Below are 18,949 nucleotides of genomic sequence, written 5' to 3' on the forward strand. Positions count from 1 at the left end.
AGCTCGCTCTTACGTTGCTCTCATCTGTTCAAACTCGTTCAGCAATGCACGAACCTCATCGGTGGTGTTCGTCTGCATGAGCTGATTTCTTAATTCGCCGGCACCTCTAATACCGCGGACGTATATTTTAAAGAATCTGCGCAGCGGTTTAAATAATCGAGATTCTTCTTTTGAATACTTATCGAAAAGATCAAGGTGCAGTCTTAATAATCCAAGCAGTTCCTCGCTCGTATGCTCTTTCGGCTCTTTTTCAAAAGCGTAGGGGTTATGGAATATTCCCCGTCCGATCATCACACCGTCTATGCCGTATTTTTCTGCCAGTTCCAGACCGGTTTTTCTGTCTGGTATATCGCCATTAATCGTGAGCAGTGTATCCGGAGCAATTTCATCGCGCAGCTTTTTAATTTCACCGATTAATTCCCAGTGCGCATCGACCTTACTCATTTCTCTTCTCGTTCTTAAATGAATCGATAAATTCGCAATGTCTTGTTCAAAGACATGTTTCAGCCAGTCTCTCCATTCCTCTATTTCAGAATAGCCGAGGCGTGTTTTAACGCTGACGGGCAGACCGCCTGCTTTGGCCGCCTGGATAATCTCCGCCGCAGTTTCAGGTCGCTGGATTAAGCCTGCACCCTTACCTTTTGCTGCAACATTCGGCACCGGGCATCCCATATTCAGATCGATTCCTTTAAAGCCCATCTCAGCCATGCCGATACTCATTTCTTTGAAATGTTCGGGTTTATCTCCCCAAATATGAGCAACAATCGGCTGTTCATCTTCAGTAAAAGTCAACCGGCCGCGAACGCTGTGCACCCCTTCCGGGTGACAGAAACTTTCCGTATTCGTAAACTCAGTAAAAAACACGTCAGGACGTCCCGCTTCACTGACGACATGGCGGAATACAACATCCGTCACATCTTCCATCGGTGCCAAAACAAAAAATGGACGCGGTAATTCACGCCAAAAATTTTCTTTCATATATATTTAAACCTTCTCATCTATTAATTTTTTCGAATTTTAATCCATGATGATATTACCACAAAAAGTCATTTTACACAAAGCAGCCGTTCATATAAAAACCTGCAGAGACTAGTAGTCTGCAGGTTCGTTTAATTCACTTCTCATTTTATTTATCGCAGTAATCCAGTCGTTCCGCTTGAACACACTGAACTTAAATACATCATTATTATGCGTAATAATTTTAATACGGTTAGGAATCATTCCCATGCTGTTTTTCGTTTTTATTTCTTTAATATCTTTTAAATCAATAACCGTTTCCACCGATTCAATATGCTGGCCGATTGACCCCTCATGAAATAATGTCGTTTTAGTCAGATAAAGCGGGCCTTCGACACCTCTCATCGGACGTCGCATATGCGCGTGCCCCGCCCGTATTATGTCACCTTTATTCAGCCTCATCTTATATACCTCCGCCGCTATTTATTATTTATACTCCGCCTAATGCTATCATAATTGTAAAAATTAACAATCCAGCAATGACAATAATTAAAAATGCCATGAACCATTTGTTCACATTATCCGCTCCTTTAAGAACACATAATTTAAGTATACACGTAAAAAAATCACTTCATTTAAAAAATGAAGTGATTTCATAAATTATTCATTATTGCTGTCTTTTTTATCCGGTGCAGCCACCAGATCTTCGATCGGTGTCGCACGGTATACGAAGAAGGACATAACAGCAGCGATGATAGCGATGATAAAGATAATGAAGTAAACTGATTCAACACCATATACCATAGCATCCGTTATTACTGCCTGTGACTCCGGATTTTCTGCCGAACTTAAATAGCTGTCCTGACGCGAGTTAAGCAGTCCGATAAAGACCGATACACCTATTGCACCTGCCAATGGCTGCAAGGTCGATACGACTGCTGTACCGTGAGGATACAAGTGTTTCGGCAGCTGGTTTAAGCCGTTTGTTTCCGCCGGCATCATCGTCGCTGAGACACTTAGCATAATCAACATGAAGCCTGCAATAATTACCCACTGCGGCGTATCCGCTGTTAAGTTGCTGAACATAAACATCGTTGCAGCTAAAATAATCGTTGCCGGAACCATCATGACTTTGGGTCCGACTTTATCGAATAATGCACCCATAAACGGGCTCATCGCACCGTTTAAAATACTTCCCGGCAAGAGCAGAAGTCCTGCTGCAGCTGCAGTCAGACCCATCGGCCCCTGCATAAATACAGGCAGAATTAATTCCGATGCAAACATCATCATAATAATGATAATGAAAAGGACGACCGCATGCGAGAACATAGGAAATTTAAATACACGAAGATCCATTAAAGGCTCTTCCAGTTTAAACTGACGGAATATAAAGAGCAGGATTGCAATAACACCGATAATTATCGGAATGAATACAGTCGGCGTCATAAATCCGTTTGCACTTTCACCTGCATGGCTGAATCCGTAAATTGTCGCACCTAAACCAATCGTAGAAAAAAGAATGGAAATCCAGTCAATTTTAGGTTTAGTAATTTCAGTAATATTAACCAGATATTTTAAAGCAAATAATATTGAGAAAATCGTAAACGGCATAACGAATATAAACAGGAATCTCCAGCCGAAATATTCGACTATAACGCCTGACAGCGTTGGTCCGAGTGCCGGTGCGAACATAATAACCAGACCGACAATCCCCATAATTTTCCCTCTTTTGTGCGGCGGGTAAATTAACAGAAATACATTAAACATAATCGGCATTATAAGGCCTGTACCAATTGCCTGAACCATCCGGCCAAAGAGCAGCACACCAAATGACGGTGCAATTGCTGCAATGACTGTTCCGATGAAGAAGGTTACCATGGTGCCGATAAAGAGCTGTCTCGTCGTAAACCAGCCCATCAGGAGCGGTGATACCGGTATGACGATAGCCATAACTAGCATAAATCCGGTAGCGATCCATTGAACAGTGGACAGAGAAATATCAAATTCTGCCATTAAAGTCGTTAAAGCTATATTAAGCAGTGTTTCATTTAAAATCGCGAAGAAGGCACCGATAATCAGTGCCACCATAATCGGCAGCGTTTTTGCATTCGGATCTTCCGATAAAAATTCGTACTTTGTACTTTTAGTCTCAGTCATTTTACACCTCTGTTATTTAAATATGATTGTATTTCACGTGAGATTTTAAAATACACATCAAAACGATGACCTAGTATAATATAAGCTATATGGTAACTATACAGTCAAGAGGTGAGTCCTATTCAAACAGAAATTTATTTTACGACCGGAGATTTCGCCAAACTTTGCGAAGTGACGAAACAGACACTGTTTCACTACGATAACATCGGTCTCCTTTGCCCCGACCACAAGGATAGTAAAGGCTACCGCTACTATTCTTATACGCAATTCGATACGATGTACGTCATTGAATCATTAAAAGAAATGGAAATGTCCCTAAGTGAGATTAAGGTCTTTATCAGCAATACAACACCGGATACTATGATTGATCTCTTTAAAGAAAAATCGAACCAGCTGTCAGAAAAAATTAATAATCTCATCAGTATACAAAAAACTATTGAGAAAAAAATACAGATTACCGAACAGGCTAAGACAGCGGACTTTAGCAAGATTAAGCTGGTGCAAGCCGAAGAAGAATATTTGTATTTAAGCGCGCCGCTGTTAAATTACGACGACGATGAAAACAGGGCGTCCATTTCATATTTCTATAAAGAATGTATGAGAACGCTCCATGAGAAGTATTCAATTGGAGTAATCTTAGAAAAACATGAACTATTATCAGGAGAGCACCACAGTTTTAAACATCTGTTTGCAAAAACCGATTTTACTGATGCACTGCCTTTAGTAAAGAAAGACGCCACTTTACAAGTCGTCGGCTACCATATCGGCAAACACGAAAATATTGCAGATACATATAATGAAATGATGCATTTTATTGAGTCAGAAAAGCTGGAGATGACTGACTTTTCATATGAAGAACCCTTGATGGACCGTATTTCTGTTAACGACAGCAATCAGTATGTCACTAAAATTACAATCCCTGTAAAGAAACTTAAGTAATACAATTCTTTGCTATATGACTGGCATTGATATATATTCAAAGAAAAATACGGCATGTTTGAGAAAGGAGCATTGCAGTGAGCAGTAAATCCACTTCAGTCGTTAAAACAGGTGTCGGTTTTGGTACGGTACTTGCCGTCACAATTTCCTGGAGTTTGCACCAGTCTATACTCTGGGCTATTATTCACGGTATCTTCAGCTGGTTCTACGTTATCTACTACATTATTGTAAGATAGAAAAAGCGTCTGCCGGATATAAATATATCCAATATAAATAATCCGTACGCCAGACTCCCCGGAGAATAGCGTACGGATTTTTTCGTTTCTATAATAATATTACAAGTGCATTGTTACATCTGCATCTGCTTTAAGTTCTTCAACTAAAGCTTGTGCAGCTTCGCCTTCTTTTTGCATAACAACCTGTTCTTCAAGCTGAGGTTTCATTTCTTCAAATGATGGCGGTTCCTCTTCCGTTTCCATCTGCTCCATTTGTTCTACCTGCTGATCGTATAATTCCTGGAGTTCTTCATCTGACGGATTAATTTCTCCTGATTCTTCAGCAATCAGCTTATCAACTTTAACTTGCATTTCAACTTGTGACATTACTTCATCTTTAGGCATATCCTGTTCTTCAAATGCTGCAAACAAGTCATCCTGTGACTCCATGCCGTTTTGTTCTACCAATTCGTCTAAGACACCATTCGTATCTTCTTCAGTGACTTCAAGCTCGCGGTTATCCGCTTCCTGGATTAAGAGTTCCTGTGAAACCAGTCCATCAGCAACTTGTGTTTTCAAGTCATCCTGATTGACTTCTTCACCAGACATTTGCGACATCATTGCCGCCTGCTGGAACTGCATAGTATACGCTTCTTCAAACTCAGGTTTTTCAATTTCAGTTCCGTTCACTTCTGCAACAACATCCGGCACCCCTTCTAAGTCAGGTTCCGGCTGTTCAGGCTGTTCAGCTGATGCACTTTCTGCATTTTCTTCCCCTTCAGCTGCTGCACCTGATTCCTCAGATGCTTCCGGAGCTTCTTCCTGCGCTGCGCCGGTATCTTCTGTTTCTGCTGCTTCTTCATCACCATTGCATGCACCGAGCAGCAGCAATGAGCCTATTATTGTTAAACTTGATAACCATTTCTTCATTTGTGACTCTCCTTTTATTCCTTACTTGTTGGTCATTCTAACGCAGATTATCTACAGAGGCATGTAAAAAGCGGCTATGACGAAAATAAATTTCTTGAAATATGTTGAATTCATGACATTGTGAATCACCTCACTAGAAAGAAACCCCTGCAGCCGATATTTTCATATCGCTGCAAGGGCAGTGTTCTCATTTATTATGCTTCTTCTTTATTCCAGCGTAATACCGGTTTACGTGACGCTCTTGTTTCGTCTAAACGTTTAACTGATGTTTTGTGTGGTGCTTCGTGAATGATGTCCGGATTATTTTCCGCTTCATCCGCGATTTGAAGCATTGTATTGATAAAGTGATCCAGAGTTTCTTTAGACTCTGTTTCAGTCGGTTCAATCATCATCGCTTCGCCTACGATTAATGGGAAGTAAACAGTCGGCGGGTGGATGTCAAAGTCCATCAGACGTTTAGCAATGTCTGCAGTTCTGACTCCAAGTGCTTTTTGTTTGTTTCCGGAAATAACGAATTCGTGTTTACAGTGCTGTGTGAACGGAAGTTCGTATTTCTCCTGCAAGCTGCGCATGATGTAGTTAGCGTTAAGTACTGCGTACTCACTTGCTTTTTTAAGTCCTTCTGCACCTAAAGTACGGATGTAAGTGTAAGAACGGACGTTAATTCCAAAGTTACCGTAGAAATTCTTAACCATACCGATTGAATCCGGACGGTTGTAATCTAAATCGTATACACCGTTTTCTTCTGTCACAACAGGTTTCGGCAAGAATTTAGCCAGTTCTTCAGTCACACCGATCGGGCCTGAACCCGGACCGCCGCCGCCGTGAGGACCTGTGAATGTTTTGTGCAGGTTCAAGTGAACTGCGTCAAAGCCCATATCTCCAGGACGTGCGTAACCCATGATTGCGTTTAAGTTTGCACCATCATAGTACATTTTACCGCCGGCTTCGTGAATAATGTCAGCCATTTCAAGGATTTGTGTTTCAAATAAACCTAAAGTGTTCGGGTTTGTCAGCATTAATGCTGCAGTGTTTTCGTTAACGACTTTCTTAAGGTCTTCAACGTCTACGAGACCTTTATCGTTTGATTTAACTTCAACGATTTTAAAGCCGGCAACTGCTGCTGATGCAGGGTTAGTACCGTGTGCTGAGTCAGGAACGATGACTTCGTTACGGTGTGATTCACCATTCGCTGCGTGGAATGCTTTAAATACCATCAGTGCAGTCCACTCACCTTGAGAACCGGCAGCCGGCTGCAATGTGATTTCATCCATTCCTGTAATTTCTTCAAGATGAACTTGAAGATCGTACATTAACTCTAAAGCACCCTGGATTGTTTTAGTATCCTGGTAAGGGTGAATATGGCTGAAACCAGGTAATCTGACTACATCTTCGTTAATTACCGGGTTATATTTCATCGTACAAGACCCTAAAGGATAAAATCCTGTGTGAATACCGAAGTTGCGGTTAGATAAACCAGTATAGTGACGCATTAATTCCAGTTCATCAACTTCCGGAAGGTTTGCATCGACTTTACGAATGTAAGCATCATCAATTTCTTCTTCTAAATTAACTTCTGGAACATCAAGTGTCGGCAGGCTGTATCCTACTCTGCCTTCTTTACTGCGTTCAAAAATTAATGGAAAGTTTTCATTAGCCATTGTTGATATCCCCCAATTCTTTAACAAATGCATCGATTTCGTCTTTTGAACGGATTTCTGTCGTTGCGATCAGCATGTGGTTTTCGAACTCAGGGTAAATAATACCAAGGTCAAATCCGCCGACAATTCCTTTTTCAAATAACTTCTCGTTAACCGTCTTAACAGGCTGTGAAAGCTTAACTACGAACTCATTGAAAAATGCGCCCTGGAATGCTGCCGGTAAACCAGCTGCTTCAAGCTGCTGTTTCGTATATCTTGCTTTCTGCATGTTTAATTTAGACATGTCTTTCACACCGTTTTTACCAAGCGCACTCATAGCAGCAGAACTTGCTACTGCGTTTAATGCCTGGTTAGATGTAATGTTAGATGTCGCTTTTTCACGTCTGATGTGCTGCTCTCTCGTTTGAAGTGCAAGCACGAAACCGCGCTGTCCGTCTTCATCGACAGTTTCACCAACGAAACGTCCAGGTACTTTACGCATTAACTTATCAGTTGTTGCGAAGTAGCCGCAGTGCGGTCCGCCGAGCTGTGCAGGGATACCGAATACTTGTGTATCACCGACAACGATATCAGCACCGAACTCTGCAGGCGGTGTTAAGTAGCCTAATGATAACGGGTTACTTGAAACAATCATCATTGCTTTAGGCTGAGCTTTAATTAATTTATTAATTTCTTCAAGCGGTTCAATCTGACCTAAGAAGTTAGGGTACTGAACAATCACTGAAGCAGTATTTTCATCGATTTCTTTTTCAAGCTGCTCTAAGTCTGTTTTACCATCAGTTAAACCGATTTCAACAATTTCAAGGCCTTTACCTTTAGATGCAGTTTTAACTAATTGACGGTACTCAGGGTGTAAAGCTTCTGATACTAAGATTTTGTTCTTTTTAGTCTGAACATTACTTAAGTACATCGCTTCAACAACAGCCGTTCCGCCATCATATAATGAAGAGTTTACGATAGGCATGCCTGTAATTTCAGAAATCATCGTCTGGAACTCAAACATCGCCTGAAGCTCACCTTGTGTCATTTCCGGCTGGTAAGGTGTGTAAGATGTATAAAATTCTTGTCTGGAAATAACGTGGTCAACGACTGATGGAATGAAGTGGTCATAAACACCAGCACCTAAGAAAGAGCTGTATTCCTGCAAGTTGGCATTTTTAGCAGCCATAGCAGTCATTTCTTTTTTAAGGTCGTACTCACTCTTTGGTTCTTTCAGATTTAATTTTCTGTCCAGTCTCACTTTTTCAGGAATATCTGAAAAAAGCTCGTCTGTGGATTTTACACCGATCTTTTCTAACATCTGTGCTTTATCAGCTTCAGTCGCTGGTAAATAACGAAAATCCATTACAATTTCCTCCCTGTTCTTCACATTTATAATATAATAATTAAAATATTATTATTTTACTCCCACGCTCTATATTAACATAAGGATTTAAAAAATAATCATTATGATAGCGCGCTGATATGGAAAACAGAAAAATAATACAGCGCTTTCAGAAAGCGTTACAATAAATTGCCCGTTATCTGACTATTTCCCCATACATTGTTTATTATAAAGTTTATTAGGGTATAAAGCCAGTCTCATATAAGTAAAATGAACTTTATTTGTATAAAAATTATGACTTGATACGCTTGAGATAAGAATTCATTATTTTTGTGAATAAGGAGAATGCAAGATGAAGATTACTATACTTGGAATGACAGGAAGAGTTGGCAGTCAAATCGCCGCCTTGGCTTTACAAGATAAAAACCAGGTCACCGGATTGGTACGCAGCCCAGAAAAAATTACCGTTGCTGATGATAACCTGACGGTGATTAAAGGAAATGTTTTAGACAAGGAAAATATTGAGCAAGCAGTGAGAGGTGCCGATGCTGTGATCAGCGCTTTAAATACAGATGGAGACGATACTTTATCGAAAAGCATGCCGCTGATTATTGAAGCTATGGAGGAAGCGGGAGTTAATCGTCTCGTTTCAATCGGGACTGCCGGTATTTTAGAAAGCAGAATAGACGCCGACCGCCTCCGCTATCAATCCAGTGAATCCAAACGCAGATTGACACGCGCCGCAGAAGAACATCACAAAGTCTTTGACTTGCTGGAAACATCAGGTTTAGATTGGACCATTGTTTGCCCGACATATTTACCCGACGGCAAAGCTGTGGGTGAATACCGTGAGGAAAGAAACTTTTTACCGGAAAACGGCAAACAGATCAGCGTCGGAGACACAGCCCACTTCGCTTATAGCCAGCTTGGCAGCGACGTGTATGTGAAATCGAGAGTGGGACTGGCGTATTAAAAAAAGAGATCTCCAGTGCTTTGTCTGGAGCTCTCTTTTTATATTATTCCACTGTAACCGACTTCGCCAGGTTACGCGGTTTATCAACATCGTTGCCTCTGTGCAGCGCTGCATAGTATGAAATTAACTGGTAAATAACTACAGATACGAGCGGTGTGAGCATTTCATCCACTTTCGGTATGACATATGCATCACCTTCCTGTTCCAGTCCTTCCATCGCTACCACACACACATTCGCCCCTCTTGCTGCGACTTCCTGTGCGTTACTTCTAATATTTAAATCCACTTTTTCCTGTGTAGACAGTGCAAACACCGGCGTGCCTTTTTCAATTAAAGCAATCGTTCCGTGTTTCAGCTCACCGCCGGCAAAGCCTTCTGCCTGAATATAAGAGATTTCTTTCAGCTTCAATGCACCTTCTAGACCGACGTAGTAATCCAGTGCTCTGCCGATAAAGAACGCATTTCTCGCAGTTTCCAAATAACTTTTAACGATTTCTTCGATTTTTGAAGCATCATCAATTACCGACGTTATGGCCGTAGTGACTTTACCGAGTTCTGACATAAGGTTCATATCTGACACTTTGTTCAATTCTCTGGCTGTCACAGCTGCTGTAATCGCCAATACTGCAATTTGTGCCACATATGCTTTTGTCGATGCTACCGCTATTTCAGGGCCGGCATGCAGGATCAGCGTCTCATCCGCTTCACGTGACAATGTTGATCCCGGCACATTCGTAATCGTTAGTGATTGATAACCTTTGTTTTTAATATCAACCAGTACGGCACGGCTATCTGCTGTTTCTCCTGATTGGGAGATAAAGATAAACAATGGACGCTCGGATAAGAGCGGTGTATTATAAACTAATTCTGAAGCGACGTGTACTTCTGTCGGCACGCCTGCCCATTTTTCGAAGTATTCTTTACCAATCAAGCCCGCATGATAACTCGTACCGGCAGCGATAATATATAAGCGGTCAGCGTCATTCAGCTGTTTAACAATATTTTTATCGATTTTTAATTCACCGTTATCATCCTGATATTCTTTAATGATTTTGCGCATGACCTGCGGCTGTTCATTAATTTCCTTAATCATATAATGCGGGTAAGTCCCAAGCTCCGTATCGCTCGCATCGATTTCTGCAATATACGATTCACGTTCGATTTCAGTGCCTTCATTATCGCTGATGAGCATTTTATCGTCCATTACCTGAATGACTTCGCCGTCCATCAGTTCAACAAATTCATTAGTTAAATTCAGCATTGCCATCGCATCTGATGTAATCACGTTAAACCCGTCGCCTTTTCCTAACAGCAGCGGTGATTTGTTTTTCGCAGCGTAGATTGTGTGATTGTCTTCATTATCTAGCAGCCCGATGGCATATGAACCGTGCAGTAACGATAAGGTTTTACGGAATGCTTCAAGTGTCGATGAGCCTTCGTCAGCAAACTTAGCAATCAGCTGAACGATGATTTCCGTATCTGTATCTGATACCAGATCAACATCGTTTAAATACTCTTCTTTTAACTGTTTGTAGTTTTCAATGACGCCGTTATGCACCAAAGTGAATCTCTGATTGTGACTCTGATGCGGGTGAGAATTCGTCACACTCGGCTCGCCGTGTGTTGCCCAGCGTGTATGACCGATACCGATTGTACCGTTGAAATCATTATCAACTTGTTTTCTAAGATCAGCAATTCTCCCTTTTTCTTTAAAGACTTTCGTTTCTTTATCGTTTTTTACCGCAATACCCGCTGAATCGTAACCGCGGTATTCTAATTTTTCAAGACCATGCAATAATATTTCCTTCGTATCTTTCGTTCCAATATAACCAACTATTCCGCACATAAGATAAACTCCCTTTACACTTGTTTTAAGTTTTATGGGATATCTGCTCTGTCAGACCGGTTGCCCGGCAGTTTTAACAGATAAACTTACGAATACTTTAGTATCCGGGACAGCATCCGCCGAATTTTCGATCACTGTCCTCCTCGTCAACAGCATACTCTGCTGCTCAGGCGCTATTCCGATTTAGTTTACAAATTTCACTCCTTTTTTCTTCAGATTAAAAGTGTAATTTATTTTTTTAAGGATTACAAGATTTTTTTACCTTTAAATGGAAAAAAAGTTTGGATTGGGATGAGAGATTGGCTGAGGACTGGTTAATTGGCTAGTACACTGTCAGTCAAATATGTTTGATTGACAGTGTAGACCAAATCAACGGAAAATCTGACAAAAATCCTCGCCTGATTCTTCACACTGTCAGTCAAATACCTTTGATTGACAGTGTAGACCAAATTAATGGAAAATCTGGCAAGAATCCTCGTCTGACTCTTCACACTGTCAGTCAAATATGTTTGATTGACAGTGTAGTCCTCTTTATCAAAAAAACAGGAACGATTCTACTATCGCTCCTGTCCAAACTTTCAAAATCTCTTATTCTGCTATTTCCTTCACTCTGCCAACTATGCCGTCTTCTAATTTAACTTTGATCCCGTGATGATGATTTGCTGAATTGGTTAAAATTCTAGCCACAACGCCTTCAGTCAGTTCCCCGGATCTCTGGTGATGTTTCTGCACAACTTTTACTGTGCTGCCCACTTTAATATCGGCTCTTTTTGTTCCATCCATATTAACTCTCCTCGCGCTTCCTTTATATTATATTCATCATAACATTTTTACTGTTTTTTTATCGAAATTACTCAGCAAGCAATGACTTAACATTACCAAATATATGTTCGATAAAAGTTATATTTTTGTCTTAAAAGTGTTATAATATACAGGTCAGAGGAGGTCGCATCATGAAGGGTAAAACTCATATCATCGGTGGTGTCGCATCCAGTCTGGCGGTCGCTCATTTTACATACGCCGATCCTGTTTTATTAATTGGCGCCGGCATTGCCGGGGCTTTACTTCCCGATATTTGCCACGGCGGCAGCAAGATTGGTAAGACGTTTCCGGTTCTGTCGAAATTAATCAATTTCGTCTTCGGTCACCGTTCGTTTACACACAGCTTGTTATTTATCGTTTTGATCGCTTTTCTTGTCGACTACTTTTTTCCAAACGACTCGATAAAACTCGGTCTAATCACAGGAATGATCAGCCACTATATTTTGGATATGGCAACTAAAAGCGGGATTCAGCTGTTTTTCCCGATTAGTTTTAAAGTGAGGTTTCCTGTCACTACCAGAACCGGCAGTTTTGCAGAAAATATTATTTTCAGCCTGCTGTGTCTCGTTTCTTTATATTTTGGTTTTCAAGTATTAGGTGTATACATATTTAATTTTATCAATGATTTTAATATGGGCGAGCTTTTAGCAGAGCCCGTTTATTAATCCCGTATTTGATAAGAAAAAAGTGCTGTTTTCCAAAATGGAAAACAGCACTTTTTTTATTTTACTTGTCGAGACCCATTTCAGCTTCTACAACTTTAGCAATTTCTTTGCTGTATTGCGCTGCAAGTTCTTCAGTTTCTGCTTCTACCATTACACGGACTAATGGTTCTGTTCCTGAAGCACGGACGAGAATTCTTCCGTTACCTGCCATACGATCTTCAACATCGTTCATAATTTCTTTCACTGCCTCATTGTTCGTCACGTTGTGTTTATCGTTTACACGCACGTTTACGAGCTCCTGAGGGAATGTTTCGACTTGTGCTGCAAGTTCACTCAGTTTTTTACCTGATTCTTTAATAATTGCAGCCAGGTGAATACCTGTTAACAGACCGTCTCCAGTCGTATTATAGTCCATCATAACGATATGACCCGATTGCTCACCGCCGAGTGAGTAGCCGCCCTGACGCATTTCAGCAACGACGTATCTGTCGCCGACTTTAGTTTTATCGGACTTCATACCGTTTGCTTCAATTGCTTTATAGAATCCAAGGTTACTCATTACTGTCGATACAACAGTATTATCTTTCAGCTGGCCTTTTTCTTTTAAAGACTGAGCAAGGATGAACATTATTTTGTCGCCGTCGACGATTTCGCCGTTTTCATCTACTGCGATAATTCTGTCGCCGTCGCCGTCAAAGGCAAGACCGAAGTCGCATTCTTCTTCTTTAACGAGTGCTTGAAGTTTCTCCGGATGTGTTGAACCGACTTCAGCGTTGATATTCGTTCCATCCGGATTGCTGCCGACAGTTGCAGTATCCGCTTCTAAATCTCCGAATAAATATGGTCCCAGGTGATATGTTGAACCGTGGGCACCGTCAAGACCAATTTTCAGTCCTTCAAAATCTGTATCAATTGTTGATTTCAAGTAACTTAAATATTTCTGGCCGCCTTCAAAATAATCTGAAATTGTTCCTACAGACACGCCTGTCGGTCTAGGTAGTGTATCTTCATCGCTGTCCAGCAGCGCTTCGATTTCATTTTCCTGTTCGTCCGTCAGTTTAAAACCATCCGGTCCGAAAAATTTAATTCCATTGTCTTCAACCGGGTTATGTGATGCAGAAATCATGACCCCTGCATTTGCTTCCATTTCTTTTGTTAAGTAAGCCACTCCCGGTGTAGAAATGACACCCAAGCGCATGACTTCAGCACCGATTGATAACAGTCCTGCAACGAGCGCAGATTCCAGCATCTCTCCAGAAATACGTGTATCTCTGCCGACTAACACGCGCGGATGCTCTTCGCCCTTTTCAAGTAATGTATAACCGCCGAAACGGCCTAATTTAAATGCCAGTTCAGGGGTTAATCCTTCGTTTGCAATACCTCTAACTCCATCTGTACCAAAATACTTTCCCATAGTAATCTCCTTTTTAAGCAGCAATTATTCGTCTTCTTCAATTGTTACATCTGCCTCAAGTACGGCAGGTTCACTTTTCGTTACATTTTCCGGCAACTCAAGCCGGACGTCTTTCTTACCAGATGATGACATTCCGCCGACATCGACTTCTGCAGTTACAGAAGAGATCGAACTTAAGGTTTCTCTGTCACCATATATTTCAATTGTATCATGATTTAATTCTACATCCGATAGCCTGTTTCCATCTGCAACCTCACCGGTTGTTTCCTGGTAAACAGGTACTTCCTTACTCAATTCGTTAACGTCAATTTCAATTCTAACAGTCGACGGTTCAATTTCTACGTCCAGTTTATTATACTGTGCATCAAATGCGCTGACCTCTGCTTCTTCGACTCGTTCCTCTGTAATCCTTGAAGTATCTGTCATCATCGCACGTACATATTGTATACGATTCATCGTACTTTCACCACCGCTAACTGTCACAGTCGACGGTTCAACATTCACAGAGTCAAGCTGGTAGCTGGAGCCGACGCGTCCTTCACTGACTTCAACCTGCACTTCAAACGTTTGAGTGACAAGATTTTGAATCGTTACATTCGCTGTTTCCGGCTGGACTGTTCCCGAAACATTTTCCGGCAGTCCATTTACAGTAAAGAAGACTTCATACTCCCCAGGTTCGCGGTTTCTAAGGTCTAAGACCACTTCAAAATTACGTGTTGCCTGCAATCGTTTAACATTAGAGTTCGCTCCGCCAAGTTCCACGGTGACTTCCTGCGGTACACCTGAGACGTAATAAGATTCTTCATCGTATAGCACCTCTACTGGCACGCCTTCGATAAACTCAGTATTTTCCTGGTTTTCAGCCTCATCATTAAACAGGTTCATATCCTCGAATACATTATTCGCATTAACGAACATAAACAGTGCCAGTAACAAAGCAACAATGCTTACACTTAGTTTATTTTCGAGCAAATAAACCGCCTCCTTCTTTACTGCTGGATGCAATCAGCCAATGTTTTTGAAGGTATTCTTCCAACTCTTCCAGGGTAATCTCTTTAGATAGTTTGCTATCGTATGTAACGGAAATGTTACCTGTCTCTTCTGAAACAATAATGGTAAATGCATCTGTCACTTCTGAAATACCGACAGCTGCCCTGTGGCGCGTCCCGAGATCTTTAGCAATTTTATTACTTTCAGACAGCGGTAAATAGCTGCCAGCGGTTGCAATTTTATCTCCCTGAATAATCATCGCACCGTCATGGAGCGGCGTATTCGGAATGAATATATTGATTAAGAGCTGGGATGATATTTCCGAATACAGCGGTACGCCCGTTTCAATATAATCTTTTAGTCCTGTTTCTTTTTCCAGCACGATTAAAGCCCCGATCCGGCGTTTTGCCATGTAACGGACTGCGGTCACCATATCCTGCCGTAATTTTTCATATTCAGAAGCTTCGTTGCCGCTGCTGCTTCTGAACAGGCTGCCCCGCCCGAGCTGTTCAAGCGCCCGTCTTAATTCAGGCTGGAATATTACGATGACTGCAAGGAACCCCCATTGCAGCACCATATCGAACAGCTGTGTCGTCGTTGTTAAATCAAAAAAGTTACTTAATGCCCGTCCAATAATTATGAAAAATATCCCTTTGATCAGCTGTACAGCTTTCGTCCCTTTGATCACTGTCAGTATTAAGTAAAAAACGTACCATATAATCAGTATGTCTATAATACTGGTTATGACAAAAGAGGTAGAGATATTATCAAAAAAGTTGGCTGTTTCCATAATGATTATCCTTTCTATTATGTTATAAGCCACCTAATCTCCCGGTAAGTTCTTTATACAGACTACCTGTTTGCGGTATGCTGAAAGAGTCCTTAGCAGGCTCTGGTATCGCTTTTAATAATTGATCAGCTTCTTTTACCTTGTCCAGCTGCCACAGACTATATGCTCTCATAATGCTGATTTCTGACTCGCTGTTCTCCCCTGATAATTCCAGTACTTCTTCGTACCTTTCCAGCTGGAGGAGCAGAAATATTTCAAATTTTTTCAAGTCGTCTGCTTTATAAGTCACGTTTAGTCTGGCTGATATATGATTAATATCAGTAACCAGTCTGTAGGCAGTGTAATACTGTTTAAATATAATATAACATTTTACAAGTGCAAATCGTAATTTAATATCAGAAACATTTAATTCATCAAATTTTGTTAACAGATAAACGGTTTCTTCCAGAATATCTATTGCTTCGTTGACTGCATCATCTTCTGTCAGCAATTCGGCTTTCAGAAGCACAGCATTGACATAGTGCTGGTTCACAGCGACAGTTGACAGCTGCTGAATTGCCTTGTCTGTGTGCAGGCGCGTTCGTTTTAAATCATGTTTAAATTTGTAGTAACGCGCATAAATTAAATGTATTCTCCCGCTGTCCGGCAGCGGCACATCTTCAATCTGCTCATATTCTTTATCGATAAAATATTTTACAGCTTCATAGTCCCCGTTGTCTACTTTTAATTCGTAATGACCGATTTCCCGCAGAATTTCAAAATTATTATATTTAAAATGTGAAACTTCTGCCATGAAGTCATTCACAGTACAGTTCAAACGTTTGCTCAGCTTGACTAATACATTGGTCGACGGCTGGACTGTACCTTTTTCAATCAGACTTAAATAAGTGCGGGAGATGATCCCGTCCGCGAGCTCTTCCTGAGTTAGATTGTTATTGTTGCGTATCTCTTTAATTCTTTGACCTATCATACTCATCCCCCTAAGTACTTAACATTTTAATAATACCAAATTCACAAATGTGTAACAAATATTCACATTATTTAAAATCTGTTTAATTGACTATATTTACATTTTACATGATAATAAAAGAAAAATTACACGGAGGATATTGATGAAACCATTGCTTGTCATTACTGAGCTGGAACAGCTTAAGTCGATCAGTGATCCCTTTAGAATACAGCTGCTTTCTCTTATGGCAGATGGCCCGAAAACCGGACAGATGCTTGCCGACACACTCGCCTTGCCGAGAGCTAAAGTTCATTACCATTTAAATCAGCTCCTGTCCCATAATATTATCACTATTCATCACACTGAAGAAAAAAATAGCATTATCCAAAAATTTTACCAGCCTGCGGCAAGAAAGATTATACCGTCTGCCAATATTTTTAATTTTAATCATACAGATCAGCAAGCAGCACCCGCTGTATATAATATTAAAATGAACAATGCTGACTATGAAAATTTCAGTAAGCTTTTATCCGATAAAGAACAGAGAAAAATTTCCAAAAAAGAAACAGCTACTGCTGATGAGTATGCTGTCTATGTATTGAATATATAAGAGAAGCATCACTGCTTCTGTGTTTAAATTTGGCTTTGCCCAAATATGTACTCTGCCAATGTCACTGCTTTAACTGCTGTTTTATTGCGGTTATCAAGCAGCGGATTCACTTCAACTAAGTCTGCTGATACAAGCTGTTCAGTTTTACTCAGTATATTTAAAGCTAAAAGCATATCCGATAAAAATATTCCGCCGTCGACTTTAGTTCCTGTTCCCGGCATTTCCATCGGGTCCAGGCTGTCCACATCAAGCGATAAATGAATACCATCGCATTCCTGCAAATGTTTCAAAGCTTTAGTGATGACTGTATCGAGACCCAATCTCGCAACATCACTCATAGTGTAACATTTAATACCGTGCTTTTTAATATAGGCTTTTTCACCGGCATCCAGATCACGTACTCCAACTAAAACAATATTTTCATGTTTAAGTTTTGCACCTTTATGATTAATGTTTACCAATGCTTCATTGCCCTCGCCTAAAAGGACACCTAAAGGCATGCCGTGGATATTTCCACTTGGAGACGTATCACTGCTGTTAATATCACCGTGCGCATCAATCCATAAAACACCGAGATTACTGTAGTGATGACTTACTGCGCTGACTGAGCCGATTGACAGGCTGTGATCTCCGCCAATAACAAATGGAAATCTCTTATTCTTTAAAGTATTGTCTACAGCTTGTGATAAGTGTTCACTGAAGTCTCTGACTTCATCAAAATTGATTAATCCCTGGCCATCTTTAACATTGTCTTTACGGTAAACCGTTTTATAATTTCCGTATACATTTCCGAGATCTGAAACATCATGACCTAAACTTTTTAAATTCTCCTCTAATCCTGAAAAACGCACCGCATCCGGTCCCAAAGATACCCCTAACTTTGGCTGCCCAAATGCTGTCGGTGCGCCTATGATGTCTATTTTAACCACTGACATCCCCCCATAACCTATTCCTTTGTCTAGTAACAATATACTAAAGAAAGCGCTTTTATACAAGTGCTTATAAATATAAATTTAAAATAAAATTATGCATAAAAAAAGAACACCTACAAAAGTAAGTGTTCGATGATGAGCCATGCAGGATTCGAACCTGCGACCCTCTGATTAAAAGTCAGATGCTCTACCAACTGAGCTAATGGCTCTAAATAAAATAATTATACTGGGCTGGAAGGATTCGAACCTTCGCGTCACGAGACCAAAACCCGTTGCCTTACCGCTTGGCTACAGCCCAAAATCTATGGTGGAAGGGGGCAGATTCGAACTGCCGAACCCGAAGGAGCGGATTTACAGTCCGCCGCGTTTAGCCACTTCGCTACCCTTCCAGACAAAAAATGGAGAATGACGGGCTCGAACCGCCGACCCTCTGCTTGTAAGGCAGATGCTCTCCCAGCTGAGCTAATTCTCCATATTGAACTATTGAATTAAATGGTGACCCGTACGGGACTCGAACCCGTGTTACCGCCGTGAAAGGGCGGTGTCTTAACCGCTTGACCAACGGGCCAGACAAAAAAATGGCTCCACAGGTAGGACTCGAACCTACGACCGATCGGTTAACAGCCGATAGCTCTACCACTGAGCTACTGTGGAATAATAAATAAAAATATTAGCCTGGCAGCGTCCTACTCTTGCGGGACGTCAGTCCAACTACCATCGGCGCTGGAGAGCTTAACTGCTGTGTTCGACATGGGAACAGGTGTGGCCTCTCCGC

The 18,949-nt window shown here is 41.1% G+C and carries 18 protein-coding genes, 6 tRNA genes and 1 rRNA gene; 5 read left to right on the top strand and 20 right to left on the bottom strand.

Annotation, left to right across the window (positions count from 1 at the left end; all coding sequences use genetic code 11):
- Positions 1–9: 9 nt before the first annotated feature.
- The 3 genes from IEU81_RS06060 to IEU81_RS06070 all read right to left on the bottom strand — a co-directional run bounded on the left by IEU81_RS06060 (position 10) and on the right by IEU81_RS06070 (position 3,114).
- Positions 10–978 (bottom strand): tRNA dihydrouridine synthase, encoded by a 969-nt coding sequence (locus IEU81_RS06060; RefSeq protein WP_092598623.1) that lies wholly within the window; start codon positions 976–978, stop codon positions 10–12.
- A gap of 111 nt (positions 979–1,089) precedes the next feature.
- Entirely contained in the window at positions 1,090–1,419 is a 330-nt protein-coding gene (locus IEU81_RS06065; RefSeq protein WP_092598620.1) for a GRAM domain-containing protein, read from the bottom strand.
- A gap of 198 nt (positions 1,420–1,617) precedes the next feature.
- Positions 1,618–3,114 (bottom strand): MDR family MFS transporter, encoded by a 1,497-nt coding sequence (locus tag IEU81_RS06070; RefSeq protein ID WP_186090745.1) that lies wholly within the window; start codon positions 3,112–3,114, stop codon positions 1,618–1,620.
- Positions 3,115–3,225: 111 nt separating this feature from the next.
- On the opposite strand from IEU81_RS06070, the gene IEU81_RS06075 reads away from it, so the two are divergent.
- Together IEU81_RS06075 and IEU81_RS06080 are read left to right on the top strand one after the other, a co-directional pair.
- Positions 3,226–4,053 (top strand): MerR family transcriptional regulator, encoded by an 828-nt coding sequence (locus tag IEU81_RS06075; protein ID WP_209725773.1) that lies wholly within the window; start codon positions 3,226–3,228, stop codon positions 4,051–4,053.
- A 77-nt stretch (positions 4,054–4,130) separates the two neighbouring features.
- The gene (locus IEU81_RS06080; protein ID WP_186090748.1) at positions 4,131–4,289 is read left to right on the top strand and encodes a hypothetical protein; all 159 of its coding nucleotides are present in this window, start codon (positions 4,131–4,133) and stop codon (positions 4,287–4,289) included.
- A gap of 99 nt (positions 4,290–4,388) precedes the next feature.
- Here the strand turns inward: IEU81_RS06080 and IEU81_RS06085 are convergent, their stop codons facing one another.
- The 3 genes from IEU81_RS06085 to gcvPA all read right to left on the bottom strand — a co-directional run bounded on the left by IEU81_RS06085 (position 4,389) and on the right by gcvPA (position 8,204).
- Positions 4,389–5,198, bottom strand: a complete 810-nt coding sequence (locus IEU81_RS06085) for a SurA N-terminal domain-containing protein (RefSeq protein ID WP_092598608.1) — start codon at positions 5,196–5,198, stop codon at positions 4,389–4,391.
- A 194-nt stretch (positions 5,199–5,392) separates the two neighbouring features.
- Positions 5,393–6,859, bottom strand: coding sequence for an aminomethyl-transferring glycine dehydrogenase subunit GcvPB (gene gcvPB, locus IEU81_RS06090; protein ID WP_186090750.1), 1,467 nt, complete (start codon positions 6,857–6,859; stop codon positions 5,393–5,395).
- Positions 6,852–8,204 carry an aminomethyl-transferring glycine dehydrogenase subunit GcvPA gene (gene gcvPA, locus IEU81_RS06095; protein WP_186090752.1) on the bottom strand — a complete coding sequence of 451 codons (1,353 nt, stop codon included), beginning with the start codon at positions 8,202–8,204 and terminating at the stop codon, positions 6,852–6,854. The genes gcvPB and gcvPA overlap by 8 nt, the downstream gene beginning before the upstream one ends.
- Before the next feature lie 331 nt (positions 8,205–8,535).
- On the opposite strand from gcvPA, the gene IEU81_RS06100 reads away from it, so the two are divergent.
- On the top strand, positions 8,536–9,156 hold the full coding sequence (locus IEU81_RS06100; protein ID WP_186090753.1) for an NAD(P)-dependent oxidoreductase: 621 nt from the start codon (positions 8,536–8,538) through the stop codon (positions 9,154–9,156).
- A 43-nt stretch (positions 9,157–9,199) separates the two neighbouring features.
- Here the strand turns inward: IEU81_RS06100 and glmS are convergent, their stop codons facing one another.
- Both glmS and IEU81_RS06110 read right to left on the bottom strand, forming a co-directional pair.
- Positions 9,200–11,002, bottom strand: a complete 1,803-nt coding sequence (gene glmS, locus IEU81_RS06105; protein WP_186090755.1) for a glutamine--fructose-6-phosphate transaminase (isomerizing) — start codon at positions 11,000–11,002, stop codon at positions 9,200–9,202.
- Between the two features lie 588 nt (positions 11,003–11,590).
- The gene (locus tag IEU81_RS06110) at positions 11,591–11,785 is read right to left on the bottom strand and encodes a YwbE family protein (RefSeq protein ID WP_186090757.1); all 195 of its coding nucleotides are present in this window, start codon (positions 11,783–11,785) and stop codon (positions 11,591–11,593) included.
- Positions 11,786–11,955: 170 nt separating this feature from the next.
- On the opposite strand from IEU81_RS06110, the gene IEU81_RS06115 reads away from it, so the two are divergent.
- The gene (locus tag IEU81_RS06115) at positions 11,956–12,489 is read left to right on the top strand and encodes a metal-dependent hydrolase (protein WP_092598590.1); all 534 of its coding nucleotides are present in this window, start codon (positions 11,956–11,958) and stop codon (positions 12,487–12,489) included.
- Positions 12,490–12,550: 61 nt separating this feature from the next.
- On the opposite strand, the gene glmM is transcribed toward IEU81_RS06115, so the two are convergent.
- From glmM to IEU81_RS06135, 4 genes are read right to left on the bottom strand one after another with little or no spacing between them, the layout of a single operon-like run.
- Positions 12,551–13,903 (bottom strand): phosphoglucosamine mutase, encoded by a 1,353-nt coding sequence (gene glmM / locus IEU81_RS06120; RefSeq protein ID WP_092598587.1) that lies wholly within the window; start codon positions 13,901–13,903, stop codon positions 12,551–12,553.
- A gap of 24 nt (positions 13,904–13,927) precedes the next feature.
- Complete coding sequence (locus tag IEU81_RS06125; RefSeq protein WP_186090758.1) at positions 13,928–14,875, bottom strand: CdaR family protein; 948 nt, start codon at positions 14,873–14,875, stop codon at positions 13,928–13,930.
- Positions 14,862–15,683, bottom strand: coding sequence for a diadenylate cyclase CdaA (gene cdaA / locus IEU81_RS06130; protein ID WP_092598581.1), 822 nt, complete (start codon positions 15,681–15,683; stop codon positions 14,862–14,864). Before cdaA ends, IEU81_RS06125 begins: the two co-directional genes overlap by 14 nt.
- A 22-nt stretch (positions 15,684–15,705) precedes the next feature.
- The gene (locus IEU81_RS06135; protein WP_176760642.1) at positions 15,706–16,653 is read right to left on the bottom strand and encodes a helix-turn-helix domain-containing protein; all 948 of its coding nucleotides are present in this window, start codon (positions 16,651–16,653) and stop codon (positions 15,706–15,708) included.
- A 142-nt stretch (positions 16,654–16,795) separates the two neighbouring features.
- On the opposite strand from IEU81_RS06135, the gene IEU81_RS06140 reads away from it, so the two are divergent.
- A complete protein-coding gene (locus tag IEU81_RS06140) occupies positions 16,796–17,242 on the top strand; it encodes a winged helix-turn-helix domain-containing protein (protein WP_186090760.1) in 447 nt (148 codons plus the stop codon).
- Positions 17,243–17,265: 23 nt separating this feature from the next.
- Here IEU81_RS06140 and rocF read toward each other — a convergent pair whose 3' ends face one another.
- The 8 genes from rocF to rrf all read right to left on the bottom strand — a co-directional run.
- Positions 17,266–18,171, bottom strand: coding sequence for an arginase (gene rocF, locus IEU81_RS06145; protein WP_373867773.1), 906 nt, complete (start codon positions 18,169–18,171; stop codon positions 17,266–17,268).
- Positions 18,172–18,310: 139 nt separating this feature from the next.
- A tRNA-Lys gene (locus IEU81_RS06150) sits at positions 18,311–18,383 on the bottom strand.
- Positions 18,384–18,400: 17 nt separating this feature from the next.
- A tRNA-Gln gene (locus tag IEU81_RS06155) sits at positions 18,401–18,472 on the bottom strand.
- A 7-nt stretch (positions 18,473–18,479) separates the two neighbouring features.
- A tRNA-Tyr gene (locus IEU81_RS06160) sits at positions 18,480–18,563 on the bottom strand.
- Between the two features lie 10 nt (positions 18,564–18,573).
- Positions 18,574–18,646: transfer RNA gene (locus tag IEU81_RS06165), tRNA-Val, on the bottom strand.
- A 21-nt stretch (positions 18,647–18,667) separates the two neighbouring features.
- Positions 18,668–18,742 (bottom strand) — tRNA-Glu (locus IEU81_RS06170).
- Positions 18,743–18,753: 11 nt separating this feature from the next.
- Positions 18,754–18,828 (bottom strand) — tRNA-Asn (locus tag IEU81_RS06175).
- 19 nt (positions 18,829–18,847) lie between these two features.
- Positions 18,848–18,949 (bottom strand): 5S ribosomal RNA (rrf, locus tag IEU81_RS06180); the annotation flags it as partial.

The sequence above is a fragment of the Jeotgalicoccus aerolatus genome (genome assembly GCF_014635205.1).
In the GTDB taxonomy this organism is placed as follows: Bacteria; Bacillota; Bacilli; order Staphylococcales; family Salinicoccaceae; genus Jeotgalicoccus; species Jeotgalicoccus aerolatus.